Source organism: Lentzea sp. NPDC036949 (assembly GCF_055608075.1).
On the sequence record NZ_JBVJRA010000003.1, the window covers coordinates 277,152 to 298,287 of the forward strand.

Consider the following 21,136-nt stretch of genomic DNA (forward strand, 5'->3'; position numbering starts at 1 on the left):
TCAGATCTTACGAACCACCCGCGCGGGGTTGCCGACCGCGAGCACGTGAGCAGGCAAATCACGCGTCACGACACTGCCCGCGCCCACGACCGTGTTGTTGCCGATGGTCACTCCCGGGCACACGATCACACCGCCGCCGAACCACACCTTGTCGCCGATGACGATCGGGGCGGTCGTCTCCCACCCCGCGATGCGCGCGTCGTGGTCCTCGATCGGGTGCAACGCGGTCAGCAGCTGCACGTTCGGGCCCATCATCACGTGGTCGCCGATGGTGACCGGGCCGCAGTCGAGGATGACGCCCCCGTAGTTCATGAAGCTGTTGGCGCCGACGCGGGTGTTGTAGCCGTACTCGATCTGCAGGCGCTGCATGAACGTCGTGCCCTCGCCGATCTCCGCGACGAAGCCCTTGAGGATCGCGTACATCCCGTCGAGGTCCTCCGGGTCGTGCGCGTTGAACCGGGCCATCTCCCGCCAGCCGCGCCGCCGGTCCGCGTCCAGCTCGGGGTCAGCGGGCAGGTACGGCTCGCCGTTGATCATCTTGTCGCGGTTGGTTCCCATGGGGACTCAGTATCGTCACGGCATGCGTGTGCTGTTCGCCAGCATGGCCGCCGTCGGCCACACCTATCCGTTGATCCCGTTGGCGGTCGCACTGCGCGATGCCGGCCATGAGGTGCACTTCGCCGTCGGCGAGGAGATGCACCCGGTGCTGGGCAAGCTCGGGCTGCGGCCGTTCCGGCCGGGCCTGGTGTTCGGGGAGATCTACGCCGAGGACATCGCCCAGGAGCTGGAACGGCTGCTGCCCGACCTCGTGGTCGGCGGCTGGGCGGTGCCCGAGGTGGTGTCGGAGGCGCGGCGGCGCGGGTTCCCCGCCGTGTGGCACGGGTTCGGTCGGATGTTCCCGGACGGCATCGGGCTGGTGCGGCCGGAGGGCGGGCGGCACGTCGACATCTGCCCGCCCTCGTTGCAGGACCCGGCTTTCCTGGAGCAGGACCGCATCCCGCTGCGGCCGGTGCCGTTCGCGCCGCCCGGCGAGGTCCCGGTGCGCACGGCGGGCAAGCTCGTCTACCTGACGCTCGGCACCGCGTTCGGCACGCGCGAGCTGCTCGCCGAGGCGGTCGTCGGGCTCGGCAAGCTCTCCGACGTCCAAGTGGTGGTCGCCGCGCCGCGGGTCGAGCTCACCGACGTGCCGCCGAACGTGACGGTGCACCCGTGGCTGCCGCAGGCCGAGGTGCTCCGGTACGCCGACGTCGTCGTCCACCACGGCGGCAGCGGCACGATGCTGGGCGCGCTGGTCGCCGGGGTGCCCCAGGTGGTGCTGCCGCAGGGCGCCGACCAGTCCGCCAACGCGACCGCCCTCGTCGCGGCCGGTGCTGCGGTGCGGCCGCAGGCGTTCAGCGCGGGGCCGATCGCGGACTGCGCGCGGCTGCTGCTGACGGACGGCCGGTACCGGGAAGCCGCTGGTCAGATCGCCCGGGAGATACGTCACATGCCGTCGCCGGAGGAAGTTGCGGACAGTCTGGCGAACGTTGTGTAACACTGTTTTTTATGAAGGCAAGCCGCCTGCGCCGCGGGATGAACCTGTGGCCGCCGTTCCTGTTCGCCGGTGTCCACGTCGAGGAGATCTCGCCGGACTACCGGTATGCGCGCGTGCGCATGCGTCTGCGCCCGTGGAACCGCAACTTCTTCGGCACCCACTTCGGCGGCTCGCTGTTCGCGATGACCGACCCGTTCTGGGTGCTGCTGCTGTTCAACCAGCTCAAGGGCGAGCACGTGGTGTGGGACCGGGCCGGTGAGATCGAGTTCGTCGCACCCGGCCGCGGCACCGTGCGCGCCGAGTTCCGGCTGACCGACGAGCACGTGTCCGAGGTCCTGGAGCAGACGTCGTCCGGCGCGAAGGCGTTGCTCTGGTTCGACACCGACGTGGTCGGGCAGGATGGGACCGTGATCGCGAAGGTGCGCAAGCAGGTGTACGCGCGGCGCAAGCGCGGCAAGCAGCTCGTCCATGTGTGAGGCGTTCGGGGCGGTCTTCGACGTCGAGCCGGGGTACCTGAACACGGCGTCCATCGGCGTGCCACCGCGGCACGTCGCCGACGCGGTGGCCGCCGCCCACGAACGCTGGCGGCGCGGGCAGGACACGTCCTCGTCGTTCACCGACGCGGTCGAGACCTCCCGTGCGGCCTTTGGACAGCTCGTGGGCGTGCCCGCGACGTCGGTCGCGTGCGGCGCCACCGTCTCGCAGTTCGCGTCACTGGTCGCCCAGTCACTGCCGGCCGGGTCGAGGGTGTTCGTCGAACCGGGCGAGTTCACCAGCGTCTCGCTGCCGTTCGTCGCGGCCGGCCACCGGATCGCCGCCTCCATCGACGAGTGCGACCTCGTCGCGGTCAGCGTGGTGCAGTCGGCCGACGGCGCGGTCGCGGACCTCGGCGCGCTGCGGGCGTCGGGCAAACCGGTGCTGCTGGACGTGTCGCAGGCGGCCGGCTGGATGCCGCTGTCGCTGGAGTGGGCCGACTTCGTCGTCGGCGTGGCCTACAAGTGGCTGATGTCACCCCGCGGTGCCGCGTGGCTGGCGGTGCGGCCGGACCGGCTCGAGTCGCTGCGGCCCGTGGCGGCGAACTGGTACAGCACGGGTGAGAACTACGGCACCGATCTGCTGCTGCGGCCGGACGCACGGCGGTTCGACCTGTCACCGACGTGGTTCGCGCACGTCGGTGCGGCGGTCGCGTTGCCGTGGGTGGCCTCGCTGGACCTCACGGCCGTGCGTGCGCACTGTGTCGGTCTGACGGATCGGCTCCTCACCGGAATGGGTCTGCCGCCCACCGGCTCGGCGATCGTCTCAGTGGGGGAGCCGGCCGCCGAAGGCGTCGTTTCGTCCGTTCGCGCAGGTAGGACCCGATATGCGTGCCACCTGTACAACACGGCCGAAGACGTTGATCGGGTGCTCGCAGCGCTGAGCTGAACGCCGTCCGTTACCGTGGGTCCTTGTGTCGGAACCACGCGAATCACCCGAAGAGGTGACCCAGAACCTGCCTCGCTTCCCACCGAGGCCGACCGACACCGCTCCGCTCTACCCGGCCGACGAGCTCGTGAAGCTGCAGTCGATCATGGACAGCCGCCGCGGTGAGCTGCCCCCGCAGCAGCAGCAGCAGCAGCAACAACAGCAGCGGTCGGCGCAGACGCCGAAGCGGATCTGGTTCGGCAGGGCGCTCGCACTGGTCGGCGTGGCGGTGGTGTCCGGCTTCGTGTGGTGGGTGCTGCAACCCACCGACCCGGTCGACAAGCCGGCGGCGGCCCCGCAGAAGACCGCGGGCGAGTTCGAGTTCACCACCTCGCCGCAGCTGCCGGAGCCGGTGAAGGACAGCGACTGCGCCGCCCACGCCACCACCAAGACGCAGGAGTTCCTGAAGGCGACCCCGTGCGTCCAGCTGACGCGGGCGTTCTACACGGCCAAGCTGCCCGACGGGCGCACCGTGTACTCCTCGGTGTCCGTCGTGCGGATGAAGACCGCGGAAGAGGCCAGGAAGCTCAAGGAGCTCACCGAGCAGAACGGCACCGGCAACATCAAGGACCTGGTGCTCGACAAGGCCGTGAGCGTCCCGCCGCTGACGACGCTGGCCAACGGCGGGTACGCCTCCGAGGTGCGCGACCGCGAGGTCGTGATCGTCGAGTCGGACGCGCTGACGAAGGGCCAGGACGCGCTCGCGCACAACAAGGAGATGAAGAAGGTCTCCCAGGACGCGCTCCGCCTCGCGTCCTCCATCGGGAACTAGCCGGAGGCCACGCCCGGCATCGTGATCGACGCCGGAGTGGTCCCCGCGGCCTTGCGCCACCGCGTCGCCCGCACCGCCGCCGTCGTCAACGCGTCCAGCGCACTCGTGCGCAGCGCCGCGTCGTCGGTCCGCTCCAGCACCCCGCGCCAGGCCGCGCACGCGTCCTGCTCGACCGCGACGAGGGCCGCGATCGCCGACGGCCCGTCCGACACCGGCGACGGCGGCAGGTATGCCGCGGCGGGCGGGTTCGGCGTCGCGTTGTGGTCCTTCAGCCATCGCTCCGTGGTGTCCCGGCGCGCGCGGTGCGCGTTCGCGCCCTCGGCGACCGCCGGGTTGTCCAGGAACGCCGATACGAGCCCGTAGGTCCACACCGCGGCGTGCTCGGTGCCCAGCGCGGTCTGCACCGCCTCCGTGCTCACGCCAGCACCTCCCGCAGCGAGGCGCAGCCCGCCGCCACCGACCCGACCAGGCCCGCGCGGTAGGACGGCAGCGCAGCCACGGCCTCCGACGCGGCGCGCACCGACTCGTCCAGCGCCGAGCGCAGCGCCGCGACCGGGTTCGGCGGCTGCGGCGGGGTCGGGGGAACGGGCGGCACCGCAGACGACAGCGGCGGGCGCTCGCGGTCCACCTCCGCCTGCAACAGCTGCGCGTGCGCCGCACGGGCCTTCGCGACCTCCGCGGCGGCCGGCACCGCCGTCAGCAACGTCGCCAGCGCCGCGTCCGAACGCGCCTGCGCAGCCAGCGCCGACAACGGGTCCGGCGGCGGAGGCGGGGGAGGTTCTGTGGTGCACGCAACGGCCAGAGGTGCGGCGGCCACCGCGAGCAGCACGCGGCGGCGGCTGACCGATTCGGAGATCACGCGAACCAATCTTGCCAGCGGACGGTGGGGCGGTGGCAGGCGGGCGAACGAGATACCCTGGGCGCCCACGGCCGCCGAAACACCGTCGGTCGGGGTTTTCATGCGTTCGAACTGAAGGAGACACCACGTGTCCAGCCCGCCGCGCGGAGAGCTTGCCGCGCAGCTAGCACCCGTTGTGCGGGAAGCGCTCGAAGCCGCCGGCTTCGACCTCGACGCACTCGACGTGAATCAGGCTGGGCGCCGCCGTCTGGTCAAGGTCGTCGTGGACGGCGAGGACGGCATCGGGCTCGACGAGGTCGCCGAGGCGAGTCGCGTGGTGTCCGCCGCGCTCGACGCGCACGACCACCTGATCAACGGGCCGTACACCCTCGAGGTCACCTCGCCGGGTGTCGACCGGCCCCTCACGCACCCGCGCCACTGGAAGCGCGCGCACCTGCGCCTCGTGAAGGTCAAGCAGCCGGACCGGGTCGAGTGGTTCGGCCGCGTCGGCGAGTGCGACGAGAGCGGCGTCGAGCTGCTGCACCAGGGCGAGCTGAAGCGCGTGGAGTACCGCGACGTCGAACGCGCGGTAATGGAGATCGAGTTCAAGCAGCCGCCGGTCGAGGAACTGGCTCGGCTCACTCGGAAAGCACCGGAGGAGGAGCCGAGGTGAACGTCGACATCGCCGCCCTGAGGGCGATCGAACGTGAAAAGGACATCCCCTTCGAGACGGTCCTGGAGGCGATCGAGTCAGCACTGCTGACCGCCTACAAGCACACCGAAGGGCACCACTCGCACTCGCGGGTGGAGATCGACCGCAAGACCGGGGTCGTGCGCGTGCTCGCGCAGGAGCTCGGCCCGGACGGCGTGGTCCAGGAGGAGTGGGACGACACCCCGGAGGGCTTCGGCCGGATCGCGGCCACCACGGCGCGCCAGGTCATCCTGCAGCGCCTGCGCGACGCCGAGCACGAGCGCACCTTCGGCGAGTTCTCCACCAAGGAGGGCGAGATCATCGCCGGCGTCGTGCAGCGCGACGCCCGCGCGAACGCCCGCGGCATGGTCGTCGTCCAGGTGGGGGACACCGAGGGCGTGCTGCCGCCGGCCGAGCAGGTGCCGGGCGAGCAGTACAACCACGGCGAGCGGATCAAGTGCTACGTCGTGAGCGTCTCCCGTGGCGCCCGCGGCCCGCAGATCGCCCTCTCGCGCACGCACCCGAACCTCGTGCGGCGGCTGTTCGCCCTCGAGGTCCCGGAGATCGCGGACGGCACCGTGGAGATCGCCGCGGTGGCACGTGAGGCAGGTCACCGCTCGAAGATCGCGGTGAAGTCGACGGTCTCCGGGGTGAACGCCAAGGGCGCCTGCATCGGCCCGATGGGAGCCCGTGTGCGCAACGTCATGCACGAGCTCGGTGGCGAGAAGATCGACATCATCGACCACTCGGACGACTCGGCCACCTTCGTCGGGAATGCCCTGTCACCAGCGAAGGTTGTGTCCGTGCGGGTGCTCGACGAACGGGCCAAGACGGCCCGTGTCGTGGTGCCCGACTTCCAGCTCTCGCTGGCGATCGGCAAGGAGGGGCAGAACGCCCGTCTGGCCGCCCGCCTGACCGGCTGGCGCATCGACATCCGCAGCGACGCGGAGGCTCCGGCTGCCGGAGCGGTCACATCCAGTTCGGCTGAATGAGCTCCAGGGGATAGAATTATCAACGGATCAACGTCGGGATCGGTTTCCCAGCACATCGGCCCTGTTCGCACGTGTGTCGGGTGCCGAGTTCGGACGTTGCCCTCTGAGCTGCTGCGAGTGGTCGCGGTGGACGGTTCGGTGGTCCCGGACGTCCGTCGGCGGCTTCCGGGTCGGGGTGCTTGGTTGCATTTCGATCTCGAATGTCTCCGCAACGCTGAGCGGCGACGAGCGTTCTCGCGGGCCTTCAAGGTCCAGGGAGCACTCGACGTCGCTTCGCTGCGCGAGCACGTCGAGCAGCACGGGAACTTGGCCTCGGGACAGCCCCAGGGCCAGCAAGCAACAAGGAAGCAGGTCGACCCGTCATGAGTCAGCCGTGAAGCTGAAGACATGAACGCGCGACGTTAAGACGAGGTCGATGGGACTTGCCCGCCGGCCTCACGACCTAGGAGAGCAGTGGCAGGCAAGGCCCGCGTGCATGAGCTCGCGAAAGAGCTCGGTGTTACGAGCAAGGAAGTTCTCAACAAGCTCGCCGAACAGGGCGAGTACGTGAAGTCCGCGTCGTCGACCGTCGAGGCCCCCGTGGCCCGGCGACTTCGCGACGCCTACGAAGCCAAGTCCTCGAAGCCGGCTCCCAAGCCGTCCGCTCCGAAGCCGAAGGCACCCGCACCCGCTGCTGCCGCAGCGCCCGCCGCACCGGCGGAGTCCAGGCCGGCAGCGTCCGACACCAAGCCCGCCGCGCCGAAGGCCATGCCCGGCCCGCGTCCGGCGGCACCGCGCCCGGCGGCGCCCAAGCCCGCTCCGGCAGCTCCTGCCGCGCAGGCCCCGGCTCCCGCCGCGCCCGCGCAGCCCCAGGCCCCGGCCGCCGCACCGGCACCCGCCGCGTCGGCTCCGGCCGCCCCCAAGGCTGCCCCGGCTCCCGGCTCCAAGCCGGGTGGCCCGCGTCCGGGCCCCCGCCCGGCTCCGCAGCAGACCCAGCAGCAGCAACAGCCCCAGCAGCAGCCGCAGGCCCCGGCCGCGTCGGCTGGTGGGCAGGCCCCGTCCGTGGTCCCGCCGCGCCCGCAGTCTCCCAAGCCTGCCGGCCCGCGCGCCCCGCGTCCGGGCAACAACCCCTTCGGCGTCGGTGGCGGCAACGCTCCCTCGCCGCGTCCTGGACCCCGTCCCGGCCCTCGGCCCGAGCAGGGCGGCGACCGCCCCGCCGGTGGTCCGAAGCCCGGTGACCCGCGTCCGGCGAACCCCCGTCCGAGCGGTGCGCCCGGTCAGGGTGGTCCGCGTCCCGCGGCCGCACAGGGTGGCGGTCGTCCCGGCCCCGGTCAGGGCGGTCCTCGCCCGGCGCCGGGTCAGGGCGGTCCCCGTCCCAACCCGGGCAACATGCCCCCGCGGCCGAACCCCGGCATGATGCCGGGCAACCGTCCGGCCGGTAACCGTCCTGGTCCTGGTGGCGGCGGTGGCCGTCCCGGTGGCGGTGGCGGTGGCGGCGGTCGTCCCGGTGGGGGCGGCGGCGGTGGCGGCTTCCGCGGCGGTGGCGGCGGTGGCGGTGGCGGTGGCTTCCGTCCCGGTGGCGGCGGTGGCGGCGGCGGTGGCTTCCGTCCCGGTGGCGGTGGCGGCGGCGGCGGTTTCCGTCCCGGCGGTGCAGGTGGCGGCGGCGGCGCGCCCGCTGGTGGCGGCGGTTTCCGCGGTCGTCCCGGCGGCGGTGGCGGTGCCGGTCGCGGTGGAACCGCTGGTGCCTTCGGTCGTCCGGGTGGTCCGGCGCGCCGTGGACGCAAGTCCAAGCGGCAGAAGCGCCAGGAGTACATGGACAACATGCAGGCGCCTTCGGTCGGTGGCGTCCGCCTGCCCAAGGGCAGCGGCGAGACGATCCGCCTGCCGCGCGGTGCCTCGCTGACCGACTTCGCCGACAAGATCAACGCCAACCCGGCGTCGCTCGTGCAGGTGCTCTTCCACCTGGGCGAGATGGTCACGGCGACCCAGTCGGTGTCCGACGAGATCCTGGAGCTGCTCGGCTCCGAGATGAACTACGTCGTGCAGGTCGTGTCCCCCGAGGAGGAGGACCGCGAGCTGCTCGAGACGTTCGACATCACCTACGGCGAGGACGCCGGTGACGAGGACGACCTGCAGGTCCGCCCGCCGGTCGTGACCGTCATGGGTCACGTCGACCACGGCAAGACCCGCCTGCTCGACACCATCCGCAAGGCGAAGGTGCACGAGGGCGAGGCCGGTGGCATCACCCAGCACATCGGCGCGTACCAGGTGCAGACCGAGCTCGAGGGCAACCCGCGGCTCATCACCTTCATCGACACCCCGGGCCACGAGGCGTTCACCGCCATGCGTGCCCGTGGTGCGAACGCGACCGACATCGCGGTCATCGTCGTCGCCGCTGACGACGGCGTGATGCCGCAGACCGTGGAGGCGATCAACCACGCGCAGGCCGCTCAGGCGCCGATCGTGGTCGCGGTCAACAAGATCGACAAGGAGGGTGCGAACCCCTCCAAGATCCGCCAGCAGCTCACCGAGTACGGACTGGTCGCCGAGGAGTACGGCGGCGACACGATGTTCGTCGACATCTCCGCGAAGCAGGGCATCAACATCGACAGCCTCCTCGAGGCCATCCTGTTGACCGCCGACGCTTCGCTGGACCTCCGGGCCAACCCGGACATGGAGGCCCAGGGTGTCGCGATCGAGGCGCACCTCGACCGCGGTCGCGGTCCGGTCGCCACGGTGCTCGTGCAGCGCGGTTCGCTGCGCGTCGGCTCCTCGATCGTCGCGGGTGACGCGTACGGTCGCGTCCGCCGCATGGTCGACGAGCACGGCGACGACGTCACCGTCGCGACCCCGTCGCGTCCGGTGCAGGTCATCGGTCTGACGTCGGTGCCCCGCGCCGGCGACACGTTCCTCGTGGTGGAGGAAGACCGGGTCGCACGGCAGATCGCCGAGCGCCGCCAGGCACGCACCCGCAACGCCGCCAACGCGGCGAAGCGCAAGCGCGTCAGCCTGGAGGACCTGGACGCCGCGCTCAAGGAAACCAGCGCTCTCACCTTGATCATCAAGGGTGACAACTCGGGTACCGTCGAGGCCCTCGAGGACGCGCTCATGAAGATCGAGGTCGGCGACGACGTCGAGCTGCGCGTGATCCACCGCGGTGTCGGTGGCATCACCGAAGGCGACATCAACCTCGCCGTGGCCGGTTCCGCCATCGTCCTGGGCTTCAACGTCCGGGCCGAGGGCAAGGCGACCGAGCTCGCGAACCGCGAAGGCGTGGACGTCCGGTACTACACGGTCATCTACCAGGCGATCGACGAGATCGAGGCGGCCCTCAAGGGTCTCCTCAAGCCGGAGTACGAAGAGGTCCAGCTCGGCCGCGCCGAGATCCGCGACGTCTTCAAGTCCTCCAAGGTCGGCACGATCGCGGGTTGCATGGTCCTGTCGGGCGAGATCCGCCGCAACGCGCGTGCTCGCCTGCTCCGTGACGGCAAGGTGATCGCGGAGAACCTCCCGATCAGCTCGCTCAAGCGGTTCAAGGACGACGCCACCGAGGTCCGCGAAGGTTTCGAGTGTGGTCTCACGCTCGGCAACTACAGCGACCTCAAGCTGGAAGACATCATCGAGACCTTCGAGATGCGCGAGAAGCCGCGCGCCTAGTCGGCCGATGAGGGGGTGCGGAGCCGCTTTAACCAGTGGCTCCGCACCCCTTTCTTCTGGAGGATCTTGCCCATGTACGTGGGGGCTTTGGAACTGGACGTGCTCCTGGGCGACGTCCACTCGTTGAAGGAGAAGCGCTCGCTGGTCCGCCCGGTCGTGGCGGAGCTGCGCAAGCGCTTCGAGGTGGCGGCCGCAGAGGCCGGCCATCAAGACCTGCACCGACGCGCTTTGATCGGCGTAGCAGTGGTTGCTGCCGACGCTGCGCACGTCAGGGACGTGCTCGACAGCTGTGAAAGGCTCGTCGCCGGACGTCCCGAACTGGAATTGCTCTCCGCCCGCACACGACTCGTGGGGCCGGAGGACGACTAGGAAGGGGAGGCTCGTGGCCGACACGGCACGTGCCCGCAAGCTCGCCAAGCGGATCTCGCAGATCGTCGCCTCCGCGCTGGAGCACGAGGTCAAGGACCCGCGCCTGGCCCGCGTCACCATCACCGACACGAAGGTGACCGGCGACCTGCACGACGCGACCGTCTACTACACGGTCCTGGGCGAGCGTCTCGACTCCGAGCCCGACTACGCCGGTGCCGCCGCGGCACTGGAGAAGGCCAAGGGCGTGCTGCGCTCCATGGTCGGGCAGCAGACGGGCGTCCGGTTCACGCCGACGCTGACGTTCATGACCGACACCGTGCCCGACACGGCGCGGAAGATGGACGAGCTGCTCGCCCAGGCACAGGCCGCCGACGCCGAGGTCGCCCGTCTCGCCGCGGGTGCCTCACCCGCCGGTGAGGCCGACCCGTACAAGGCGCCGCGGGCCGACGAGGACGAGGACTGACGAATCGGGACGGTCTCCGGCACACGCCGGGGACCGTCCACTTCGCACCGCTCCTGCCAGCTCCGTCGCCGGAAAGCCGCACAGGAATGGGTGCCTTGTCACACAGCCGGACCACGAGCGGTTAACGTCTCCCTGTGGCAGACGACCTGAGCACCACCATCGCCGAGGCCGCACGGTTGTTGGCAGATGCCCGTGACGTGACCCTGCTGGCGCACATCAACCCCGACGCGGACACGCTGGGCAGCGCGCTGGCGGTCGGTCTGGCATTGCACCGGCGCGGTGCGCGGGTGCGGGTGGCGTTCGGTGACCCCGAGGTCGTGCCGGAGTCGTTGCGGGCGTTGGACACCGCCGGACTGCTGGTGCACCGCGACGAGGTGCCCGCCCACCCCGAGCTGCTGGTCGTCCTGGACACCGCGAGCCTGCAGCGGTTGGGGCCCTTGGCAGATCGCGTCGCCGGCGCCCGCGGACCCGTGATCGTCGTCGACCACCACGTGTCGAACACGCGCTACGGCACCGTTCACTGCGTCGACGAACACGCGGAGGCGACGGTGCTGATCGCGTTGAAGCTCCTCGACGAGATGGACGTCGAGCTCGACGAGCCGATCGCGCGCTGCATCTACGCGGGCCTCGTGACCGACACCGGTGGCTTCCGCAACGCCGGGCCCGCCGCGCACCGGACGGCCGCGCGGCTGCTGGAGACCGGAGTGGACGCCTACCGGGTGACGCGGCCGTTGATGGACGCCCACCCGTTCGCGTACCTGGGCATGCTGTCGCGCGTGCTCGCCCGCGCCGAGCTGGACCCGGCCGCGGCGGGCGGTCTCGGGTTGGTGCACGCGGTCGTCGGGCTGGACGACGCGCAGGGCGTTCGCAGCGAGGAGGTGGAGAGCGTGATCGACGTGGTGCGCTCGACCTCCGAGGCCGAGGTCGCCGCTGTGCTGAAGGAACTGCGCCCCGGCCGCTGGTCGGTGTCGTTGCGCGCGGTGAGCCGGGTGGACGTGCGCGAGGTGGCCCAGGTGCTCGGTGGCGGCGGCCACCGCCTGGCCGCCGGGTTCACGTTCGAGGGCGCACCGGCGGAGGTCGTCGCCGCGCTCAAGGGCGCGTTGGAGCGGGTGGAGTCATGACGAGAACCGGAAGCCCGCGCCTGCTGCGGGAGATCAACGACCGCGCGGCCATCGAGACGTTGCTGCGCAGCGGCGCCATGACCCGCGCCGAGCTGGAGGAGGTCATCGGCCTCTCCAAACCGGCGACCGCGCAGCTCCTCGCACGCCTCGAAGAGGACGGCATGGTCGTCCGCACCGGCCTGCGCGGCGGCGGCCGCGGCCCGCGCGCCCAGATGTGGGCCGTGAACGGCGCCGTCGGCCACGTGGCCGCCGTGGCGCTGACGCCCGAGCTGATCGACGTGGTGATCGCCGACATCACCGGCACCCTGCTCGCCGAGCACAGCACCCCGATGCCCGCCACCGACACCCTCCAGGCCTTCCGCACCGCGGTCCAGAAGGCCGCCGCTCTCGCCGGCCTGCGCCTGGACGCCCTGTCCCACGTCGTCGTCGGCACCCCCGGCGCCGTCGACCCGGCCACCGGCTTCCTCGGCTTCGCCCCGCACCTCCCCGGCCTCGTCGAGGTGGACCTCCCCTCGACCCTGCGCACCCTGCTGGGCACCTCGGTGTCGATCGAGAACGACATCAACCTCGCCGCCCTGGAGGAGATGAGCACCGGCAAGGCCGTCGGCGTCCGCAACTTCGTCCTCTTCTGGCCCGCCGACGAGATCGGCTCGGCCATCGTCGTCAACGGCACCCTGCTGCGCGGCGTGACCGGCGGCGCCGGCGAGGTCGACTCGATGCAGATCCCCGGCGGCCGCTACGGCGACCAGGTGGACAACGAGGCGATCGTGGCCCTCGCCGCCTCGCACGGCATCACCGCCACCTCCGGCGTGGAGGCCGTTTCCGCCGCGTTGGAGGCCGGCGCTTCCGGCCGCGAGTTCTTGTCGGACCTCGCCCGTAGGATCGCTCACGGGTTGGCGAACGTGGTGTGCGTGCTCGACCCGGAACTGGTGCTGCTGTCCGGCGGAGTCGCGCAGGCCGGCGGCGAGACCCTGTGCGAGCTGGTGTCGGAGGAACTGCTGAAGCTGGTCGTCCCCCGCACCTCGGTGCAGCTCGCCCAGATCACCGCGAACCCGGTCCGGTCCGGGGCCCTGCACTCGGCGCTGGCCGTGGCGCGGGAGCAGGTGTTCGGGCTGCCGCAGCGGGCCTGAGCGGGTTCCTGCTCCCATCCCTGCTCCTTCACTCGAACGGGTGGATGTGGGCTGGTGGATGTCCGGATCTCGTCGCTCGGCTCCCTCGCTGGGGAGGAAGCGCGCGGGGGTGCGGGAACGAGGTGGGGCGGGAGTGCTTTCCATCGCTAAGTAGTTCGGTCGTGCGGCTTGAGCGCCTAGGTTCGGTGTGTGGAGGAACAGGGGCTAGGGGTCGGTGGGCAGGGCTCGGACGTGGACCGGGGCGCTGCGGGCCGGAGTGATGCGGGCCGGGATGCTGCGGCCTCGGCAGGGACCGTGGATGGAGCAGGCGCCGCGGGTGCGGGGGTGGATGCCGTTCGCGCCGGCGCGCCAGCCGGTGCCGACCACGCCACCGGCACCGACAACGACGACGACGGCGACCACGTGCCCGCCCGTCGCGTCATCGGCCTGGCCGTGCCCGCACTGGGCGTCCTGGCCGCGGAACCGCTGTACGTCCTCGTCGACACCGCCGTGGTGGGCCACCTGGGTGCGTTGCCGTTGGCCGGCCTCGCCCTGGGGGGTGTGCTGCTGACGCAGGTGTCGACGCAGCTGACGTTCCTGTCGTACGGCACGACTGCGCGCACGGCGCGGTTGCACGGTGCGGGGCGGCGGGGGGATGCCGTTGCCGAAGGGGTGCAGGCGACGTGGCTGGCGTTGGCCGCGGGTGTGCTCGTGGTGTTGCTGGGGCAGGTGTTCGCGCGGCCGTTGGCGGAGGTGCTCGCCGGAGGTGGGGCGGTTGCGGATGCGGCGGTCGAGTGGGTGCGGATCGCGTTGTTCGGGGCGCCGTTCATCTTGGTCACGATGGCGGGCAACGGGTGGATGCGCGGGGTGCAGGACACGCGGCGGCCGTTGCGGTACATCTTGATCGGCAACGGGATCAGTGCCGTGCTCTGCCCTGCGCTCGTGTACGGCGCGGGGTGGGGGCTGGAGGGGTCGGCGATCGCCAACGTCGTCGCGCAGGTGTTGTCGGCGGGGTTGTTCTTCAAGGCGTTGGTTGCGGAGCGGGTGCCGTTGCGGCCGCATTGGGCGGCTATGCGCGCGCAGCTCGGCATGGGGCGCGATTTGGTGCTGCGGAGTTTGGCGTTCCAGGCGTGCTTCATCAGTGCGGCGTCAGTTGCGGCGCGGACGTCTATTGCGGCTGTGGGAGCGCATCAGGTCGTGTTGCAGCTGTGGACGTTCCTGGCGTTGGTGCTGGACTCGTTGGCGATTGCGGCGCAGTCGCTTGTCGGGGCGGCGCTGGGGGCGTCGCGGCGCCGGCGGGCTGAGCGGCTCGCCTGGCAGGTGACGCGGTACGGGCTGGTGTTCGGGATCGGGCTCGGGCTGGTGTTCGCCGCGGTGGCGTCGGTGTTGCCGAGGGCGTTCACCTCGGACGCCGGGGTGCTCGCGGAGGTGCCGAACGCGTGGTGGTTCTTCGTTGCGCTGCAACCGATCGCGGGCGTGGTGTTCGCGCTCGACGGGGTGTTGCTCGGGGCGGGGGACGTGAAGTTCATGCGGACAGCGACGCTCGGGTCGGCGGTGGTCGGGTTCCTGCCGCTGGTGTGGGCCTCGTACGCGTTCGAGTGGGGACTCGCCGGGATCTGGACCGGGTTGTCGGCGTTCATGGTCCTGCGGCTGGTCGCGGTGGTGTGGCGGACGCGGACCGGGGAGTGGGCGGTCGAGGGCGCCGTTCGGTGACGGCTGTCCCGCAGGGTGGGCTGTGGCCGAGTTCACGGCATGGAATCGTTACCAAGAAGGTTGTTTAGGCGATGTAACTAATGTCTGCCCGTCTCCGACCTGGGGAGAGTGTCGCCTTGCCGGTCGTCCGCCAAGATCGAGATGCTGCTCGTGCCGCGTGGCTGATCTGGACCACCGCCGTACTCGTCTACTTCGCCGCCGTCTTCCACCGCAGCACGCTCGGCGTGGCCGGGCTGGAAGCGAGTGAGCGCTTCGGGCTCGGGCCCGCGCAGCTCGGTGTGTTCACCGTGCTGCAGGTGGGGGTGTACGCCCTCATGCAGATTCCCACCGGTCTGCTCGTGGACCGCTACGGGCCGAGGAAGGTCCTCACCGCCGCCGCGTTGCTCATGGGCACGGGGCAGCTCCTCTTCGCGATAGCCGAGTCATATCCCCTCGGGCTTGTCGCGCGCGCGGTGCTGGGCATGGGTGACGCGATGACGTTCATCAGCGTGATCCGGCTCGTCGCGGCGCACTTCTCACCACGGAAGTACTCGTTGGTCGTCGCGATCACGGCCGCGCTTGGGGGCGTGGGGAACCTCGTCGCGACGGTGCCCCTCACGCTCATGCTCGGCAGCATCGGCTGGACGTGGGCGTTCCTCATCGCGGGCGGCGCGACCGCTCTGTACGCGTCGGTGGCGTTCCTGAAGGTCCGCGACGTGCCGCCGGGAACCGTCACGCCGAAGCCGGAGGTCGTGCCGTTCCGCAGGATCTGGCCGAAGGTCCGGCAGGCGTGGAGCGTCCCGGGCACCCGGCTCGGGTTCTGGGCGCACTTCAGCACCATGTCCACGCCCGCTGTGCTCGGCCTGCTGTGGGGCTTCCCGTACCTCGTGCAGGCGCAGGGCATGTCACCGAAGGCGGCGTCGTCCACGCTCGGACTGCTGGTCATCGGCGCGATCGTCACGAGTCCGATCATCGGCGCGTTGTTCTCGCGCAACCCCGAGTGGCGCATGCCGATCGCGGGCTGGTTCCTGGCGTTCGCGTTCATCGGGTGGGGCGTGCTCTTGTTGTGGCCGGGCGGTCACGTGCCGTCGCCGGTCATCGCGGTCGTGTTCCTCGTGCTCACGATCGGTGGACCCATCTCGGGCGTGGCGTTCGCGTTGGCGCGTGACTACAACCCGTCGCACCGGCAGTCCACGGCCAGCGGCCTGGTCAACGTCGGCGGCTTCCTCGCCGTCACGGTGGCGGCGCTCGGCGTCGGTGTCCTGCTGGACCTGCTCGAGAACGTGCTGAGCCCGCAGAACGCCTTCCGCGTCGCGTTCGGCTTCCTCGTCGTGGTGCTCGCGTTGGGCGCTTGGCGGATGCTGGTCTGGTGGCGGCGCGCACGGGCCGCGGTGTTCGCGGCGGAGGCGCGCGGCGAGACGGTGCCGGTGCAGTTGCGGCGTCGGCGTTGGGACGCTCTGCGCGTCGCTTAGGATCAGCGGCCGTGAAAAGTTCTGTTGCACCTGGCCTGGTCGTCGTCGACAAGCCGGACGGCATGACCTCGCACGACGTGGTGGCACGGGTGCGCAGGATCCTCGGCACCCGCAAGGTCGGGCACGCCGGCACGCTCGACCCGATGGCGACCGGTGTCCTCGTGCTCGGCATCGAACGCGCGACGAAGCTGCTCGGCCACCTCGCGCTCGACAGCAAGGCCTACCTCGCCACGATCGTGCTCGGCGCGGCCACCACGACCGACGACGCCGAGGGCGAGGTGCTGTCCACCGCGGACGCGAGCCACGTCGAGGACGCCGCGATCACGGCCGAGATCGCGAAGCTCACCGGCCCCATCCAGCAGGTCCCGTCCGCGGTCAGCGCGGTGAAGATCGACGGCAAGCGCGCCTACGCACGGGTCCGCGCCGGTGAGCAGGTCGACATCCCCGCCCGCCCGGTCACCGTGCACCGCTTCGACGTGCTGTTCAGCCGCCGCGAGGACGAGAAGGTGCTGCTCGACGTCATGGTCGAGTGCTCGTCGGGCACCTACGTCCGCGCCCTGGCCCGCGACCTCGGCGCCGCACTGGGCGTCGGCGGCCACCTCGGCGCGCTGCGCCGCACCAGGGTCGGCCCGTTCGACCTGCGCGTGGCCCGCACGCTGCAGCAGCTGGAGGAGACCCCCGGCCTGTCGCTCGACCTCGACGCGGCGGTCGGCACGGCGTTCCCGCGCCGCGAGATCGACCCGCTGGAGGCCGCGGCGCTGTCCCACGGCCAGCGCCTGAGCGCCGGCGGGTTCGACGGCACCTACGGCGTGTTCGGACCCGACGGCCACGTGATCGCGCTGGCCAAGGACGAGGACGGCCAGGCCAAGCCCGTGGTGGTGCTCAGCCCGGCCGGATGACCCCGGAGGTGCGGCGCAGCCCCCGCAAGGCCTGCGCCGCACCACTTCCTCAGCCCTGCAACGGCACGTCCACGAACTCGCCGGCGCCGTCGGTCGCCGTGGCGGACCTGGCCGCCGCCGAGGAAGCCGCCACCCAGCGCAGCAGCTTCGGCACACCGCCGGGGGTCCGGAACGCGATGACCCAGGTGTCACCGGCCGGCGACACGGCCGGGTCGACCACGGTCTCGTCGGCGTAGTTCGTGACCTCGGTCCACGGGTGCCACGCCGTGCTCGCCGACGCGACCTGCCCGGTGCGGTAGACGAACCCGTCGTCACCGCGCACCGCGAGCTGCACCGTCCCCTGCGGCGCCAAGAGCGCGGACGGAGCGCCGACCGCCGTCACGCCGCTGGGCAACGAGCCGGGCACCGCGGTCCAGGTGTCCGGGATCGTGCCGCTCGACGTCGTCTGGACGGTGTGGACGGTGCCGTCCGACTTGCGCGCGAACATCTGCACGACGTTGTTGGGCAGGGCGACGACCGCGGCCGCGCTGGTGAACCCGTTGGTGGTGGTGCACTGCCACGCCGTCTGCACCAGGTCGGTGATGCCCGCCTTGCACTGGCGGCCGTCGGCGTTGCGGACGACCAGCACGATCGTGTCGCCCTGCGCGTACGCGGTGAAGTCCTTGCTGCCCGGTGCCACCGGTGCCGCGCCACCCGGCCTGCGCCACGACGGGAAACCGCCGTTGAGCACGCGCTGCTGGCGCAGCCAGAGCGCACCGGAGGAGTCGATCGCCACCATCGTCTGGATCTTGTTCGCGGTCCGCACGAACTGCGGGGCGCTGACCATGTACCCGCCGAAGTCGGCGTGCGGGTTCCACACACCGGGCGAGTTGCGCAGGAAGCCGTGCACGTTCGAGTCGGTACCCGGCCCGTAGACGCGGATCATGCCGTTCTCGTTCTCACCCGTCGTCAGCGCACCGGTGAAGGACGAGTAGCCGGTGCGCGTCTCGAACCCGTTGGGGGTCGTCCCCGACAGGTCGGTGATCTCCCCGTGCACCAACGACTTCGCGTTGTCGACGTAGCTGTAGTGGAGGTTGCCCGTGGTGGTGGACCTCAGCAACGACGGCTTGGCCGTCGGCTCGGACGCGGCCGCGGGGATCGCCGGGTTCGTCACACCGGTCACCGCGCAGGTGTCCGGTGCCGCCGTCGTCGTCGCGCTGTCCGCCGCCCAGTTCGTGCCGGCGGGCTGGGCACCGCTGCCCGTGGCGAAGCGCTGCTCGGAGTCGATCCACCGGTACCACCACACGGTCCGGTACTGGGCGTGGATGCCGTAGACGATGTCGCCGCCGGGGGAGAACAGCGTGCTGTGCGCGTTCCACCCCGTAGCAAGCTTGCCGCTGCGCGACACCCACCGCTGGGACGGGGCGTGGTAGCGGAACCGGTACACGTCACCGGCCGGGGTGCGGGCCCACAGCACGCCCTCGCCGGCGGCGACGATCGCGTCGTACTGGTTCCACCCGCCGTCGAGGTACCACTCGGCCCAGCTGTTCGAGGTCTGGTTGTACCGCTTCATCCGCAGCGCTCCGGCGGCGTCGACGTAGTAGAAGTCGCCGCGCGCGTCGATGGTCAGGCGCTGCCGGTAGGCCGGGTCCGTGTTGTAGATCTTCCAGCTGTCCGACGTGTCGATCTTCGTCGACTCGCCGTTCTTGTCCCAGCCGGTGCCCAGCCAGATCTGCTGGTGCACCTCGCCGGCCGAGTTGATGTAGTACACCTTGCCGCCGGGCCCGGCGTACGTCGAGGCGGGCCACCCGTTGCCGATGCCGGCGTTGTTGCCCCAGACGTTCTGACCGGTCTCCGGCTCCTCGTGGTAGTGGATGTGCAACCCGCTACCCGTCCGCGCTTCGAAGATCGGCGCGGTCGTCTTGCACGTGAACGAGTCCACCGCGGCGGCAGTGGGAGCGGTGACCGCGGCGGGGACCACCGCCAGCGCGGTGGCGACGGCCGCGGGCAGGGCGAATCTTCGGAAGTTCATGCGGTTCAAGCCTTTCTGAGCAGAAGAGCGGCGTGTCAGTCGCCGGCGGACGTGAACGAGCCCTGGTCGGCGACAGGAGCGCCGCCCGTGCGCGCCGCGGTCGTGCTCGGCACCCAGAACTGCATCTTCGGCACGCCGTCGGGGGTGCGGAACGCGATCAGCCAGGTGTCGTTGGCGAGCGACATGGCCGGGTCGGAACCTGCCTCGTCGGAGTAGTTCGTGATCTCCGTCCACGGCCACCACGCCGTGCTGGCGGGGGCCTGCTGACCGGTGCGGTAGATCCAGCCGTCGCTGCCGCGCACGGACAGCTGGACGGTGCCGTCGGGTGCTCTCAGCGCAGCGGGGTCGCCCACCACCAGAGCGCCCCCCGGCAGGTCGACCGGCACCGCGGTCCACGCGCCGGTCAGGGTGTCGCTCGCGGTGGTGCGGGTCGTGTAGACCCTGCCGTCGGCCCGCCGCGCGTACAGCTGGAGGGTGTTGTCCGCCAAGGGGACCACGGCCGCCGCGTCCGTGCCGCCGGAGCCGCCGCACGACCAGTCGCCGACCGCGGTGGGCGTGACCGTGAGCTTGCAGTAGTCACCGCCGGTGCGCAGGGCGACCACGTGGATGGAGGTGCCCGTCGTGACGGCGGTGACGTGCCCGGTCGCGCTGATCGGCTGCGCGGTCAGCCTGCGCCACGGGTACAGCGTGCCGTTCGACCCGTACTGCTTCGCCCAGACGTGGCCGTCGGCCGAGAGCGCGACGTAGCCGACCTTGCCGTCCGAGGTGCGGACGGCCTGCGGCGCGGTGAGCATCCGGCCGAAGTGGTTGACCGGCGCCTTCCAGGAGTTGATCGCCTGCCGGTCGAAGACGCGCGCGTCGGCGTCGGTGGCGCGGGCCCAGATCCTGGTGCTGCCGTCGGTGTTCTCGGCGAGCGCGGGCGTGCCGCGGAAGTCGACGGCGGTGTCCGGGAGAGCGCTGAACGGGTGGGGCCCGACCCGCACGTCGGCGATGTCCGAGTGGACGACGTCGCTGTTGCCGTTGACGTAGGCGAACTGGAGGTGGCCGTCGGAGGTCTTGAGCAGCGCGGGCTTGGCGTACCCCGTGGGCGGGACGCTCGGGCGGGCCGGACCCGGTTCGGTGACGAGGGTGCACGCGTCCGGCGCGGCGAGCGCGGTGACGCCGTCGGTCCACCACGTGCCCGCCTGCACGCCGGAGGTGATGTGGTGGGCGGTCTCGGAGTAGCGGAACCAGTAGACCTTGTTGTCGCGGATGCCGTAGATGACGTCCGCGCCGGGCGAGGTCAGGTTCTGGTACTGCTCCCACGGGATGCCGGGGATCGCGACGGGCGCGGGCGTGAGCCAGCGCTGCGAGCCGGCGTGGAAGCGGTAGCGGAACATCGCGCCGTTCGGCTGGCGGGCCCACAGCACGCCGTCACCGGCCGCGAAGATCAGGTCGTACCGGTCCCAGCCGCTGTCGATCGCCAGCTCGTCCCAGACACCGGTGGCCTCGTCGTAGGTGCGGCGCCACAGCCCGCCGTTGCCGTCGACCATGTAGAACGCGCCGGTGCTGTCGATCGTGAGCTTCCTGGCGCCGGCGGGATCGGCGTAGTAGCCCATGCCTTCGCGGATGGGCTTGCTGGTGCCGCCGTTCTCCCAGGACGGCGAGCCGGTGCCGAGCCAGCGGTGCCGCTGCAACGTGCCGTCGGCCGCGTTCAGGTAGTACATGCGGCCGTCCGGGCCCGCCCAGCTCGCCGCCGGCCAGCCCGAGCTCACCTCCGAGCCGTTGCTCCACGCGTCGGCACCGGTCGCCGGCGCGTGGTGCTCGTGCAGGTGCAGCTTGGTGGTGGCGCGCACCGCCCAGAGGCGGGCCGTCTGCTGGCAGGTGAACTCGTCGGCGGCCACGGCCGGTCGTACCGCGTCCGTCAACGCCGGTGCGGCGGTCAGGACGCCCGTCGCGGCGAGGACGGCCATGACCGCGGGCAGCGTTCTTCTGCGCGACAGCTGTGGTCGCATGGGATCTCCCCAGAGGTGGAAGGTGAAGTGCGGTGCGCCGGGAAGGCGGCCTTCCCGGCGGGTGGTCAGCGCTGGAGCACGA

Annotated in this window: 20 protein-coding genes; 15 read left to right on the plus strand and 5 right to left on the minus strand. The window is 71.3% G+C overall.

What is annotated here, in order from left to right; all coding sequences use genetic code 11:
• The gene (locus tag ACZ7CD_RS10815) at positions 1 to 558 is read right to left on the minus strand and encodes a sugar O-acetyltransferase (protein ID WP_360390754.1); all 558 of its coding nucleotides are present in this window, start codon (positions 556 to 558) and stop codon (positions 1 to 3) included.
• A 22-nt stretch (positions 559 to 580) separates the two neighbouring features.
• Here ACZ7CD_RS10815 and ACZ7CD_RS10820 point away from each other — a divergent pair, with 22 nt between their 5' ends.
• The 4 genes from ACZ7CD_RS10820 to ACZ7CD_RS10835 are packed head-to-tail and all read left to right on the plus strand — an operon-like array spanning position 581 to position 3,767.
• Positions 581 to 1,534 carry a glycosyltransferase gene (locus ACZ7CD_RS10820; RefSeq protein ID WP_360390751.1) on the plus strand — a complete coding sequence of 318 codons (954 nt, stop codon included), beginning with the start codon at positions 581 to 583 and terminating at the stop codon, positions 1,532 to 1,534.
• 11 nt (positions 1,535 to 1,545) lie between these two features.
• The gene (locus tag ACZ7CD_RS10825) at positions 1,546 to 2,010 is read left to right on the plus strand and encodes a DUF4442 domain-containing protein (protein ID WP_470378807.1); all 465 of its coding nucleotides are present in this window, start codon (positions 1,546 to 1,548) and stop codon (positions 2,008 to 2,010) included.
• The gene (locus ACZ7CD_RS10830) at positions 2,003 to 2,956 is read left to right on the plus strand and encodes an aminotransferase class V-fold PLP-dependent enzyme (RefSeq protein ID WP_470378808.1); all 954 of its coding nucleotides are present in this window, start codon (positions 2,003 to 2,005) and stop codon (positions 2,954 to 2,956) included. The genes ACZ7CD_RS10825 and ACZ7CD_RS10830 overlap by 8 nt, the downstream gene beginning before the upstream one ends.
• A 55-nt stretch (positions 2,957 to 3,011) precedes the next feature.
• Positions 3,012 to 3,767: a hypothetical protein gene (locus tag ACZ7CD_RS10835; protein ID WP_470378809.1), complete on the plus strand. Its 756-nt coding sequence runs from the start codon at positions 3,012 to 3,014 to the stop codon at positions 3,765 to 3,767.
• Here the strand turns inward: ACZ7CD_RS10835 and ACZ7CD_RS10840 are convergent.
• Positions 3,764 to 4,186 carry a ferritin-like domain-containing protein gene (locus ACZ7CD_RS10840; RefSeq protein ID WP_458430681.1) on the minus strand — a complete coding sequence of 141 codons (423 nt, stop codon included), beginning with the start codon at positions 4,184 to 4,186 and terminating at the stop codon, positions 3,764 to 3,766. The two genes, ACZ7CD_RS10835 and ACZ7CD_RS10840, sit on opposite strands and share 4 nt — an antisense overlap.
• The gene (locus ACZ7CD_RS10845; protein ID WP_360390739.1) at positions 4,183 to 4,626 is read right to left on the minus strand and encodes a hypothetical protein; all 444 of its coding nucleotides are present in this window, start codon (positions 4,624 to 4,626) and stop codon (positions 4,183 to 4,185) included. The genes ACZ7CD_RS10840 and ACZ7CD_RS10845 overlap by 4 nt, the downstream gene beginning before the upstream one ends.
• A 127-nt stretch (positions 4,627 to 4,753) precedes the next feature.
• On the opposite strand from ACZ7CD_RS10845, the gene rimP reads away from it, so the two are divergent.
• The 11 genes from rimP (at position 4,754) to truB (ending at position 17,049) form a co-directional block, all read left to right on the plus strand.
• Positions 4,754 to 5,278, plus strand: coding sequence for a ribosome maturation factor RimP (gene rimP, locus ACZ7CD_RS10850; RefSeq protein WP_360390736.1), 525 nt, complete (start codon positions 4,754 to 4,756; stop codon positions 5,276 to 5,278).
• Positions 5,275 to 6,288: a transcription termination factor NusA gene (gene nusA / locus ACZ7CD_RS10855; RefSeq protein WP_360390734.1), complete on the plus strand. Its 1,014-nt coding sequence runs from the start codon at positions 5,275 to 5,277 to the stop codon at positions 6,286 to 6,288. Before rimP ends, nusA begins: the two co-directional genes overlap by 4 nt.
• Before the next feature lie 126 nt (positions 6,289 to 6,414).
• Complete coding sequence (locus ACZ7CD_RS10860; protein ID WP_458434331.1) at positions 6,415 to 6,654, plus strand: YlxR family protein; 240 nt, start codon at positions 6,415 to 6,417, stop codon at positions 6,652 to 6,654.
• An 87-nt stretch (positions 6,655 to 6,741) separates the two neighbouring features.
• On the plus strand, positions 6,742 to 9,924 hold the full coding sequence (infB, locus tag ACZ7CD_RS10865; protein ID WP_470378810.1) for a translation initiation factor IF-2: 3,183 nt from the start codon (positions 6,742 to 6,744) through the stop codon (positions 9,922 to 9,924).
• 72 nt (positions 9,925 to 9,996) lie between these two features.
• A complete protein-coding gene (locus ACZ7CD_RS10870; RefSeq protein ID WP_360390728.1) occupies positions 9,997 to 10,293 on the plus strand; it encodes a DUF503 domain-containing protein in 297 nt (98 codons plus the stop codon).
• 13 nt (positions 10,294 to 10,306) lie between these two features.
• On the plus strand, positions 10,307 to 10,756 hold the full coding sequence (gene rbfA, locus ACZ7CD_RS10875; protein ID WP_360390725.1) for a 30S ribosome-binding factor RbfA: 450 nt from the start codon (positions 10,307 to 10,309) through the stop codon (positions 10,754 to 10,756).
• Positions 10,757 to 10,890: 134 nt separating this feature from the next.
• Positions 10,891 to 11,877 (plus strand): DHH family phosphoesterase, encoded by a 987-nt coding sequence (locus tag ACZ7CD_RS10880; protein ID WP_470378811.1) that lies wholly within the window; start codon positions 10,891 to 10,893, stop codon positions 11,875 to 11,877.
• Positions 11,874 to 13,007, plus strand: a complete 1,134-nt coding sequence (locus tag ACZ7CD_RS10885) for an ROK family transcriptional regulator (RefSeq protein WP_360390720.1) — start codon at positions 11,874 to 11,876, stop codon at positions 13,005 to 13,007. Before ACZ7CD_RS10880 ends, ACZ7CD_RS10885 begins: the two co-directional genes overlap by 4 nt.
• 402 nt (positions 13,008 to 13,409) lie before the next feature.
• A complete protein-coding gene (locus ACZ7CD_RS10890) occupies positions 13,410 to 14,699 on the plus strand; it encodes an MATE family efflux transporter (RefSeq protein ID WP_458434332.1) in 1,290 nt (429 codons plus the stop codon).
• Between the two features lie 116 nt (positions 14,700 to 14,815).
• On the plus strand, positions 14,816 to 16,150 hold the full coding sequence (locus ACZ7CD_RS10895; protein ID WP_360390718.1) for an MFS transporter: 1,335 nt from the start codon (positions 14,816 to 14,818) through the stop codon (positions 16,148 to 16,150).
• 11 nt (positions 16,151 to 16,161) lie between these two features.
• Positions 16,162 to 17,049, plus strand: coding sequence for a tRNA pseudouridine(55) synthase TruB (gene truB / locus ACZ7CD_RS10900; protein WP_360390715.1), 888 nt, complete (start codon positions 16,162 to 16,164; stop codon positions 17,047 to 17,049).
• A 49-nt stretch (positions 17,050 to 17,098) separates the two neighbouring features.
• On the opposite strand, the gene ACZ7CD_RS10905 is transcribed toward truB, so the two are convergent.
• Entirely contained in the window at positions 17,099 to 19,060 is a 1,962-nt protein-coding gene (locus ACZ7CD_RS10905; RefSeq protein ID WP_470378812.1) for a tachylectin-related carbohydrate-binding protein, read from the minus strand.
• Between the two features lie 35 nt (positions 19,061 to 19,095).
• A complete protein-coding gene (locus tag ACZ7CD_RS10910; RefSeq protein WP_458430687.1) occupies positions 19,096 to 21,054 on the minus strand; it encodes a tachylectin-related carbohydrate-binding protein in 1,959 nt (652 codons plus the stop codon).
• Positions 21,055 to 21,136: the final 82 nt, after the last annotated feature.